12 protein-coding genes are annotated in these 9,563 nt (G+C 69.1%); 5 read left to right on the plus strand and 7 right to left on the minus strand.

Going from position 1 to position 9,563, the window contains the following annotated elements; genetic code table 11:
- The first annotated feature begins 298 nt into the window (after positions 1-298).
- The 3 genes from nhaA to ACFV2O_RS36525 are packed head-to-tail and all read left to right on the plus strand — an operon-like array spanning position 299 to position 3,124.
- On the plus strand, positions 299-1,603 hold the full coding sequence (gene nhaA / locus ACFV2O_RS36515) for a Na+/H+ antiporter NhaA (protein ID WP_379256327.1): 1,305 nt from the start codon (positions 299-301) through the stop codon (positions 1,601-1,603).
- A 33-nt stretch (positions 1,604-1,636) separates the two neighbouring features.
- Positions 1,637-2,143, plus strand: a complete 507-nt coding sequence (locus ACFV2O_RS36520) for a phage holin family protein (protein WP_356963459.1) — start codon at positions 1,637-1,639, stop codon at positions 2,141-2,143.
- A gap of 45 nt (positions 2,144-2,188) precedes the next feature.
- Positions 2,189-3,124 (plus strand): alpha/beta fold hydrolase, encoded by a 936-nt coding sequence (locus ACFV2O_RS36525; protein WP_379256328.1) that lies wholly within the window; start codon positions 2,189-2,191, stop codon positions 3,122-3,124.
- A gap of 184 nt (positions 3,125-3,308) precedes the next feature.
- Here ACFV2O_RS36525 and ACFV2O_RS36530 read toward each other — a convergent pair whose 3' ends face one another.
- The 4 genes from ACFV2O_RS36530 to nth all read right to left on the minus strand — a co-directional run bounded on the left by ACFV2O_RS36530 (position 3,309) and on the right by nth (position 6,643).
- Positions 3,309-4,502 carry a MarP family serine protease gene (locus ACFV2O_RS36530; RefSeq protein ID WP_355078674.1) on the minus strand — a complete coding sequence of 398 codons (1,194 nt, stop codon included), beginning with the start codon at positions 4,500-4,502 and terminating at the stop codon, positions 3,309-3,311.
- Positions 4,499-5,215 carry a CoA pyrophosphatase gene (locus tag ACFV2O_RS36535; RefSeq protein WP_355078675.1) on the minus strand — a complete coding sequence of 239 codons (717 nt, stop codon included), beginning with the start codon at positions 5,213-5,215 and terminating at the stop codon, positions 4,499-4,501. The genes ACFV2O_RS36530 and ACFV2O_RS36535 overlap by 4 nt, the downstream gene beginning before the upstream one ends.
- An 85-nt stretch (positions 5,216-5,300) precedes the next feature.
- Positions 5,301-5,945 carry a TlpA family protein disulfide reductase gene (locus ACFV2O_RS36540; RefSeq protein ID WP_379256329.1) on the minus strand — a complete coding sequence of 215 codons (645 nt, stop codon included), beginning with the start codon at positions 5,943-5,945 and terminating at the stop codon, positions 5,301-5,303.
- Positions 5,942-6,643 carry an endonuclease III gene (gene nth, locus ACFV2O_RS36545; RefSeq protein WP_355078736.1) on the minus strand — a complete coding sequence of 234 codons (702 nt, stop codon included), beginning with the start codon at positions 6,641-6,643 and terminating at the stop codon, positions 5,942-5,944. Before nth ends, ACFV2O_RS36540 begins: the two co-directional genes overlap by 4 nt.
- A 223-nt stretch (positions 6,644-6,866) precedes the next feature.
- Here nth and ACFV2O_RS36550 point away from each other — a divergent pair, with 223 nt between their 5' ends.
- Complete coding sequence (locus tag ACFV2O_RS36550) at positions 6,867-7,109, plus strand: hypothetical protein (protein ID WP_067799616.1); 243 nt, start codon at positions 6,867-6,869, stop codon at positions 7,107-7,109.
- 132 nt (positions 7,110-7,241) lie between these two features.
- Positions 7,242-7,916, plus strand: coding sequence for a Crp/Fnr family transcriptional regulator (locus ACFV2O_RS36555; RefSeq protein WP_039794544.1), 675 nt, complete (start codon positions 7,242-7,244; stop codon positions 7,914-7,916).
- 63 nt (positions 7,917-7,979) lie between these two features.
- On the opposite strand, the gene ACFV2O_RS36560 is transcribed toward ACFV2O_RS36555, so the two are convergent.
- Genes ACFV2O_RS36560 through ACFV2O_RS36570 form a run of 3 tightly spaced genes read right to left on the minus strand, consistent with a single transcriptional unit; the run spans position 7,980 to position 9,448 of the window.
- The gene (locus tag ACFV2O_RS36560; RefSeq protein WP_379256331.1) at positions 7,980-8,771 is read right to left on the minus strand and encodes an MBL fold metallo-hydrolase; all 792 of its coding nucleotides are present in this window, start codon (positions 8,769-8,771) and stop codon (positions 7,980-7,982) included.
- A 39-nt stretch (positions 8,772-8,810) separates the two neighbouring features.
- Positions 8,811-9,269 carry a RidA family protein gene (locus tag ACFV2O_RS36565; protein ID WP_355078678.1) on the minus strand — a complete coding sequence of 153 codons (459 nt, stop codon included), beginning with the start codon at positions 9,267-9,269 and terminating at the stop codon, positions 8,811-8,813.
- Positions 9,270-9,286: 17 nt separating this feature from the next.
- A complete protein-coding gene (locus tag ACFV2O_RS36570; protein WP_085994820.1) occupies positions 9,287-9,448 on the minus strand; it encodes a DUF4177 domain-containing protein in 162 nt (53 codons plus the stop codon).
- Between the last annotated feature and the right edge of the window lie 115 nt (positions 9,449-9,563).

Raw genomic sequence — 9,563 nt, forward strand, 5'->3', positions numbered from 1 at the left:
CCCCAAAACCCGCAGCGGCAAAATCATGCGCCGACTCCTGCGCGACGTCGCCGAAGGACGCGAACTCGGCGACACCTCCACCCTCGTCGACCCGAGCGTCTTCGAGGCGATCCGGGCGGGCAAGGGCTGATCACACAGCGCTGAGCGCGGCCGGTGCCGGGACCCGGTACCGGCCGCACCCGTTAAGATTGCGTCAGGTGTGCCGGGAAGTCTGGTCGGCGAGTGGTCGCGCACCCCTTCAGCCGACGCCGGTGGGTGCCGCGGCCGCGCCGCCCGACCACCGGCCGAAAGGTTTCCCGTGATCACGCGAGTGCGCTCGGAACTGTCCCGCTACCTCCGCACGGAAACCTTCGGAGGCGCACTCCTCCTGATCGCGGCGGCCGGAGCATTGCTGTGGGTGAACTCGCCGTGGGGAGCCAGTTATCAAACGATCACCGAGACGGTCGTCGCGATACCGCCGCTGCATCTGGAACTGACCCTGGCCGAGTGGACCGAGGACGGTCTGCTCGCGGTGTTCTTCTTCGTCGCAGGCCTGGAGCTCAAACGCGAACTGGTCGTCGGCGAACTCGCCGACCGCAGACGCGCCACTCTGCCGGTCATCGCGGCGATCGGCGGTGTGGTGACGCCCGCGCTGATCGCGGCGGTGGTCGGGTTCGGGATCCCCGGCATGGACCGCGGCTGGGCCATCCCCGTCGCCACCGACATCGCGTTCGCGCTCGCCGTCCTGGCGCTGACCGGTTCACGCATCCCCACGGGCGCGCGGGTCTTCCTCCTCAGCCTGGCCGTGGTCGACGACCTGATGGCCATCGTCCTGATCGCGGTGCTGTTCACCACGACGGTGTCGCTGCTGTGGCTGCTCGTCGCCGCCGGGTGCTTCGCCGGGTGGGCATCGGGGCAACGCGCGCGAATCCGCACTCCGTTGCTCTACGTGCCGCTTGCGTTGGTGTCCTGGTACGCGCTACACGAGGCGGGCATCCATCCCACCCTGGCGGGCGTCGCCCTCGGCCTGCTCACCCGGGTGCGTGCGGATCCCGGTGAATCCGAAGCGCCCGCCACCCGGCTCGAGCACATCTTCCAGCCGGTCTCCGCCGGGTTGTGCGTTCCGCTGTTCGCTCTGTTCGCCTCCGGAGTCCCGTTGAATCCCACGGTCTTCGGTGAGTTGTTCACCGACCGGCTCGCGCTGGCCGTGATTCTCGGCCTGCTGGTGGGCAAACCGCTCGGGATTTTCGGGATGAGCTGGGTGGCAATCCGGTTGGGCGTCGCGACGCGGCCCAGCGGACTCGGCTGGCGGGACATGTTCGCCCTCTCGGTGCTCGGCGCGATCGGCTTCACGGTTAGCCTTCTCGTGGCGGAACTCGCCCTCGCCGATGTCGCGGACGGGTCGGCCGTCGAGTTGGCGAAGGCCGCTGTGTTGGTGACATCAATGGCGGCGTCGCTCGCCGGTTCGGCGCTACTGTTGCGGCGTGGGCGTGTCCACCAGGCTCGGCGGGACGCCCGTGCGCTACAACGTGAACAATACGGCGGCGCGAGCGATCCGCCCGGAGGCGGTAGCCTGCGTGACCACGGAGGGCACCGGGAGCACCGCCGATCGAACGGGAGTTGAAGCAGTGCCGGGACAGGGAGAAGGGTCGACCAAGTGAGTTTCAACCACGGCGGTAACGGGAGCGACGCGGAGCGCGGTCGTACGGTCACCTCCATTCCCCTCACGGATGCCGATCCGCTCGGCAACGCCAGTTTCGGGACGCTGGTGCGCGACGCCGCCGAGCAGATGTCGACCCTGGTCCGCGCCGAGGTCGAACTGGCCAAGGCCGAGGTCACCGGCGAGATCAAGAAGGGCCTGCAGGGCAGCGTCTACTTCATCCTCGCGCTCACCGTGCTGCTGTTCAGCACGTTCTTCTTTTTCTTCTTCCTCGGCGAACTGCTCGACGTGTGGCTGGCGCGCTGGGCGGCCTTCCTGATCGTCTTCCTGCTCATGGTCGTCGCCACCGCGGTACTGGCGTTCCTCGGCTACCGGCGGGTGAAGAAACTGCGCGCGCCGGAGAAGACGATCGATTCGCTCAAGCAGGCGCGCACGGTGCTGCCGCACGGCTTGGGCGCGGCCGCGCACGAGGACCGCCTCGCCCTGGAGAAGCAGACTTCCTAGGCGCGCGTGCGCGAGCCGGTACGGCGGCTACTAGGCTCGATCGGCGTGTCGGCGAACTTGCTCCCGGATCCGTCCAGCGTCCGTTACGACGGACCGTGGACGCATCGGGACGTGCACGCCAACGGCATCCGCTTCCACGTCGTGGACGCGGCGCCCGAACGGTCCGACGCACCGCTGGTCGTGTTGCTGCACGGATTCGGCGACTTCTGGTGGTCCTGGCGGCACCAACTGACCGGCCTGGCCGAGCTCGGCTACCGCACCGTGGCCGTCGACCTGCGCGGCTACGGCGACAGCGACAAGCCGCCGCGCGGTTACGACGGCTGGACGCTCGCCGGTGACGTCGCCGGGCTGATCCGAGCGCTGGGCTACACCGAGGCGACGCTCGCCGGGCACGCCGAGGGCGGTCTGGTCTGCTGGACGACGGCGGTGCTGCATCCGCGCTTGGTTCGCTCGATCGCGCTGGTGGGCTCGCCGCATCCGTCGGCGTTGAAGAGTTCCGTGCTGCGCAACCGCCGCCAGCGGGCGGCCTGGCTGCCGAACTTCCTTCGCTACCAGCTCCCCTGGTACGGCGAGCACTTGCTGACCACCGCCGACGGCTTCGAAGTGGAACGGCTGCTGCGCCAACGGGTCAGCGCGGGTTGGGCGAACACCGCCGAATTCGTCGACACCGCACAGCGGATGCGGTCGGCGATCCGGATCCCCGGCGCCGCGCATTGCGCACTGGAGTACCAGCGCTGGGCCTTCCGCAGCCAGTGGCGTCCGGACGGCCGCCGGTTCATGGCGACCATGCGCCAACCCATCCGCATCCCCGTCCTGGCCATGCGCGGCGAGCTGGACCCGTACGTACTGCCGGGAACCTTCCGCCGCGACCTCCATCTCTCGCCGGAGCGGCGGCTGGCCGGTATCCCGGCGGCCGGGCACTTCGCCCACCAGGAGAACCCGGACGCCGTGACGAAGGAACTGGCCAAACTCCTCGGCTGAACGCTTCGCGTTCCGGCCCTGCCACGGGTTCGCGGCCGGGTCTCGGTTCGATGGAAGCGCGTACCCACACCGATCCCGCGCTTCCGCCTGCCCAAGTCGCGACCAAGCCCTGCGGCGGAACGAGTTCCGCGACATCGGGATACCACGGCTCCGTTCCGGTGGTACGGCCGACCCGCGTCGCGGATCAGCTCAGCACACATGCCCCCGTGGCCACCGGCCCATCGGAACGCTGCGAAGCTTCGAGTTCGGAGCGGACTTCGTTGAGCGTCAGCACATAACCGGTGTCGTTGTCGGTCACCGCGGCGCCGAAGACGACCCCGAGCACCTGCCCTTCGGTATCCACCAGCGGCCCACCGGAATTGCCCGCCTGGACGAGCCCGCGGACGGTGTACACCTCACGCTTCACCGTTCCGTCGCGATAGATGTTCGGGCCGGTCAGATCCAGGGTCTCGCGGATCCGGGCCGCGCTCGCGGTGTACCGGCCACCGCCCGGGTAGCCGAGCACGATGGCGCTGTCGCCGGTACGCGCGGGCGACGGCGCCTGCGGCACGACCGGAGCGGTGAGTCCGGGTACCGAGAGCACCGCGACATCGGTGAACGGGTCGAACAGCACCACCGAAGCGGGCAGCGAGCCGTAGGCGGTGTCCACGTCGACGCTCGTCGTGCCCGCGACGACGTGAGCGTTGGTCATCACGCGCTCCGGGGCGATCACGAAGCCCGAGCCCTCCAGCGCCCGCTGGCAACTCGGCGCGACACCGCGGATCCGCAGCACGCTCTGCTGCAGCGAGGCGGCGACCGGGCTGGCCAGCACGCTCGGATCCGGTGGTTCCACCGCGGCGATCGGCGCCCGCCCGAACGGCCCGATCACGTCCGGCAGACCGGAGGTGTTGAGCAGCTTGGAGAATTCGTTGGGCAGCTTGCGCAGCCAGTTCGGCGCGACGTCGTTGACGTCGGCCAGCACCCGCGAGCCGTTGATCGCGGTCGCGATGGCCGGCTGCGACGAGGTGGCCAGCGGCAGTGCCAGCAACCACGCGGTGACCAGCACGGCGACCGCCTGCAGCCCCGCGCCGACCACGCTGTCCACGCTGCGCGTGAACGGATGACGCATGCCGCTGCGCGCCGCGCGCCCGAGCACCATGCCCGCGACTTCACCGACGATCACCAGCACCACGATGAGCAGCACGCCGGTGAGCACCCTGGTGCGGCCCTCGTCGACGTGCACCAGGATGTGCGGCGCGATCAGGATGCCCGCGACCGCGCCGAGCACCACGCCGAGGAAGGCGAGCGCGGAGGCCACCGCGCCCTGCCGCCAGCCCGAAGAAGCGGCGAGCAGGGCCAGTAGCACGACGGCGATGTCGAGCCAGGCCGACGAACTCATAACGTCATCCCCACGGCGGCGAGTGCGGTCTGCAGATCACGGACGTCCGCGTGGTCCCACTCGCGATCCCAGCCCGCGGCCTTGCTGATCCCGGCGAGGATGCCGCCGGTGAGGCCCCAGACCAGCATCCCGTCCACCTGGAACGCCGGGCTCTGATAACCGAGCGGGCTGCGAACCAGGAAGCGGTTGGCCGGATCCAGCAACTGCGCGAGCGGCACGCGCACGACCCGCTCGGTCTCGCTCCGGTCGACCACCTGCACCGCACCCGGCGTACGCCAGTACGCGAGCACCGGCGTCACGTCGAAACGAGAGACCGGCACGAACAGCTTGGGTTGTACCGCGAACGGTTCCACGCCGGAACGGTCGAGGCCGGTTTCCTCGCACGCCTCCCGCAGCGCGGTATCGATCGGCCCGGCATCGCCCGGGTCCGCGGCGCCACCGGGGAAGGCCACCTGGCCGCGATGCTGACGCAGGGTGGAGGCGCGCTGGGTGAGCAGCACCTCCGCGTCGGCGGGCAGACCGCCGGGGGCGTCCGGGTCGGGCTCCGGCGAGCCGCCGAACAGCACGAGCACCGCCGCTTGACGCGGCTTCGAGGTCACGGTCATGGCGCGGCGCAGCGCACGCGCCCTGGTCGCGGTGTCGGCGCTGTCGAGGGCCGGTTCGGCCGAGCGGGTCAGCCAGTTCGGGATGCCGGGGGGCATTTCGATGGTCATCGCGCACCTCCCCCGCGCATTCGCCCACCGACCCGCGTGCACGCCCGCACCGTCACCTCCACCATTGATTCGTCCACCCGCATCGTCATGCGGCCACTCCGAGCTTGCCCGCGACGGTATTCGCGATGTCATCCACCCCGTCGAAAGCGCGCACCTCGACGTCGGCTATCGAGCCGTCGGCACGCACAAGCACCGAGATCGGCAGCACAGAGGGGGCGCCGACGACTGTGCGCACTCGCGCGTCGGCGTCGAGCACGCCGGGCAATCTCACGTCCAGTCCGCGCAAACGGGACAGTGCCTTGGCCTCATCAGGGTCGCTGTGCACGGTCAGCACCGTAATCGCGTTTCCGGCGCGTTGGGCGTATTGCTGCAAATACGGCAACTCTCTGGCGCACGGTGCGCACCAGTAGGCCCAGAGATTCAGCAGGGCGGGCTTGCCCGCCAGCGCGGCGGCCAGGTCGACCGGTTCGCCGTCCGCCAGACATCCCAGCGTTATCCCGGCCAGCGGACCGTTGCCGGGGGCCGCGCCGCTCGGGCAGTCGGACAGATGGGTGGCGGCGCGCAGGTCATCGGAGACGCCGGAGGCAACGGGAGCCTGGGGTTGCTCCTCGCTCCGGTCGTCGCCGCGCGGCCACACCGCGACCGCCAGCGCGACCACGACGATCAGACCGGCAAGTGCCCAGCGCCACGCATGTCCCGCACTCCTTCGGCCCGAGGGCTCAGAACTCACCGGCCCACCAGCTCGAGCAGATGCTCCCGCTCCGGCCCCTTCACCAACTTGGCCGCGGCCTCCGGATCGGTCGGCCCGATCCCGAACGACGGACAGTCTTTGACCAGGACGCACGCACCGCACGCCGGCTTGCGGGAATGGCAGACGCGCCGTCCGTGGAAGATCACCCGGTGCGACAGCATCGTCCATTCCTTGCGCTCGATCAGCGCGCCGACGATGTGCTCGACTTTGACCGGGTCCTCCTCGTCGGTCCATCCCCACCGGCGCACCAGGCGACCGAAATGGGTGTCGACCGTGATGCCGGGGACCCCGAACGCGTTACCGAGGATGACGTTGGCGGTCTTGCGTCCGATGCCGGGGAGCTGGACCAGTTCGGTCAGGGTGTGAGGCAATTCACCGTCGTGACGTTCCAGCAGCGCTTGGCCGAGTCCGATCAGGGAGGAGGTCTTGTTCCGGTAGAACCCGGTCGGCCGGATGTATTCCTCCAGCTCCGCGCGATTTGCCTCGGCGTAGGCCCGCGCGTCCGGGTAACGGGCGAACACCGCGGGCGTGGTGAGATTCACGCGCTCGTCGGTGCATTGTGCCGAAAGTATTGTCGCCACCGCCAATTCCAGCGGTGTGGTGAAATCCAGCTCGCAGTGCGCGTCGGGGAAGGCGGTCGCCAGTTCACGGTTCATCCGGCGCGCGCGGCGGACCAGCCCGAGCCGGGTTTCCGCCTGTCGTGCCCTGGTTTTCCGATTCGGAGCCGCGGCGGCGACCGGCGGCGTTCCGGAGGGGTCGGAGCCGGGCGGAAGCCCGTTCCCGGAGGCGGTGGAGGGGGAGACGCGCACGCGTCCACCATACGGAATCGGCAGACAACGTTGTCCTTCCAGTTCAGTTGCCGTGTTCCATCTGAGACCTCGACCGTGTTTACTGCTCGTCATGCAAGGACTCGCTGTGGTGCTCTTCCCAGTGGTGCTGATGCTGTTCGCACTGGGTATGGAGCGGGTCGAGAACCGGCTCCGCAAGCTTCTCGAACCCGACGAAGAGGTTCAGCAGTACCTGGACAAGGCAAGCAACGCCGAGGTGAAGGAGCTGACCAAACTCGGTCTGCCCGCCGCCGTCGCCCGGATGCGCAAGCGCCGCTCCCGCGGCGATGAGATGGACGTGGCCCGCGCCAGCTGACGCGGCGCAAGTGTCGCGCAATCCACTCGTTACGTGGTGTCCGTCACTACGCTGTAGTGACGCCGCGTAGACTGCGCTGTTGGCCGAGTCGCTTCGGTCCGGTACAGAGCCATTTCCCTAAGGAGCACATTCGTGGACGAGGCCCTCGCCAGAGCAGGCATCTTCCAGGGCGTCGAGCCCACTGCGGTGGCCGCCCTCGCCAAGCAACTTCAGCCGGTGGATTTCCCGCGCGGTCATGTCATCTTCAACGAGGGTGAGCCGGGTGACCGGCTGTACATCATCACGTCCGGCAAGGTGAAGATCGGACGCCGTTCGCCCGATGGGCGCGAGAATCTGCTGACCATCATGGGCCCGTCCGACATGTTCGGCGAGCTGTCCATCTTCGACCCAGGTCCGCGCACTTCCACCGCCACCACGGTGACCGAGGTGCGCGCGGTGACGATGGACCGCGACGCCCTCAAGACCTGGATCGACCAGCGCCCCGAGATCGCCGAGCAACTGCTCCGCGTCCTCGCCCGCCGCCTGCGCCGGACCAACAACAACCTGGCCGATCTGATCTTCACCGACGTGCCCGGCCGCGTCGCCAAGGCGCTGTTGCAGCTCGCACAGCGCTTCGGCACGCAGGAAGCCGGCGCGCTGCGGGTCACCCACGACCTGACCCAGGAGGAGATCGCCCAGCTGGTCGGCGCCTCCCGCGAGACCGTGAACAAGGCGCTCGCCGACTTCGCGCATCGCGGCTGGCTGCGGCTGGAGGGCAAGAGCGTGCTCATCTCCGACTCCGAGCGCCTGGCCCGCCGCGCCCGGTAACACGCCCCGAACGACGAACGCCGGGTTCAGCGCTCCACTGAACCCGGCGTTCCGTTGTTCCCGTCAGCCGTGCACGCGCAGGTAGTCCAGCTGCGCCTGCACCGAACTGCGCGCCGCGGGCCACAGCCGCTCGTCCACATCGGCGTACACGCGCCGTACGACCGCCATCGCGTCCGCATCCGAGCCGAGCACCCGCAACGCTTCCCGCACCTGGCCGAGGCGCTCGTGCCGGTGGGTGATGTAGTAACGGGCCACCGGCTCGAGATCCGGATGATCCGGGCCGTGCGCGGGCAGCAACGCCTTGCCCTTGCCCGCTTCCAGCAGCCGGTCCAGCGAGGACAGATAGTCGGCCAGCGCACCACTGCCCGACCCGAGCACGGTGGTGCCAGCGCCGAGGATGGTGTCGCCGGTCAGCACCGCGTCATCGAGGACGAAACTCACCGAGTCGTCGGTGTGGCCCGGCGTTTCCAGCACGGTGATCCGCAGGCCCGCGGCCTCGATCACCTCGCCGTCGGCGAAGGCGGCAGCCGAGCCGCGCAGAAAGCCGGAATCCTTGGCGCGCACGGATGTCCCGGTCAGTTCGACCAGATGATCGATCCCGCCGGTGTGGTCGTGGTGGTGGTGGGTGATCAAGGTGAGAGCGACCCGGCCACCGGTGGCCTCGGCGATCGCGGCGCTGTGCGACTCGTCCTTCGGACCCGGGTCCACCACCACACAGTCCGACCGGCCCGCCGCCCGCAGGATCCAGGTGTTGGTTCCCTCCAGGGTCATCTGTCCCGGATTGTCGGCGAGCAGCACCGCCGCCGTCTCGGTGACCTGTCGGAGCTGCCCGTAGGCGGGGTGTGTCAACGTCATCGCAAAACCTCGGATAGAAACGGAGCCGACTGTTCCGGTCTAGCGCACCTCGGCGATCAGTTCGACTTCGACCGGAGTATTCCGGGGAAGTTCGGAGACGCCGACGGCCGAGCGCGCGTGCTTGCCCGCGTCACCGAAGACCTGACCGAGGAACTCCGACGCACCGTTGATCACCACCGGCTGATCGCCGAATCCGGGTGCCGAAGCCACGAATCCGACCACCTTGACGATCCGAACCACCGCGTCCAGCCCGACCAGGTCGTGCACCGCGGCCAAGGCGTTGAGCGCGCACAGCCGGGCCGCTTCCTTGGCCGCCTCCACCGAAACCTCCGCGCCGACCTTGCCGACCGCCGACAGCTCGCCGTTCACGAACGGCAGCTGACCGGAGGTATAGACGAGCGACCCGGTGCGGATCGCGGGAATATAGGCCGCGACCGGTGCCACGACCGGGGGCAGGGTGATTCCGAGCTCGGCGAGGTTCTTCTCCCACTGGGTCACTGCGTCACCCTCCTCCGCTACTTGGGCCGCTTGAGATAGGCGACGTGCTGCTCACCGGTAGGGCCGGGCAGCACGGTGACCAGCTCCCAGCCGTCGGCTCCCCACTGATCGAGAATCTGCTTCGTCGCATGCGTCAGCAGCGGCACGGTCGCGTACTCCCACAAGGTCGTATCACTCATGTGCGAGAGCGTAGCTCTGTCTGATTGCCGCGACTTCGTCGCGGCGTGTTCGCGGCCCCCTTGTGGCTCGCGTTTGCGCGACCGCCGCTGGCGACTTCGTCGCGGACGCGGCGGC

This window comes from Nocardia sp. NPDC059691, assembly GCF_042733915.1.
Classification (GTDB): Bacteria; Actinomycetota; Actinomycetes; order Mycobacteriales; family Mycobacteriaceae; genus Nocardia; species Nocardia sichangensis.

Excerpts from the sequence above, each read along its gene's own strand:
- ACFV2O_RS36530 (WP_355078674.1), bottom strand. The coding sequence starts at position 4,502 with ATGAGTTCGTCGGCCTGGCTCGACATCGCCGTCGTGCTACTGGCCCTG.
- ACFV2O_RS36535 (WP_355078675.1), bottom strand. The coding sequence starts at position 5,215 with ATGACCATCGAAATGCCCCCCGGCATCCCGAACTGGCTGACCCGCTCG.
- ACFV2O_RS36550 (WP_067799616.1), top strand. The coding sequence starts at position 6,867 with ATGCAAGGACTCGCTGTGGTGCTCTTCCCAGTGGTGCTGATGCTGTTC.
- ACFV2O_RS36560 (WP_379256331.1), bottom strand. The coding sequence starts at position 8,771 with ATGACGTTGACACACCCCGCCTACGGGCAGCTCCGACAGGTCACCGAG.
- ACFV2O_RS36570 (WP_085994820.1), bottom strand. The coding sequence starts at position 9,448 with ATGAGTGATACGACCTTGTGGGAGTACGCGACCGTGCCGCTGCTGACG.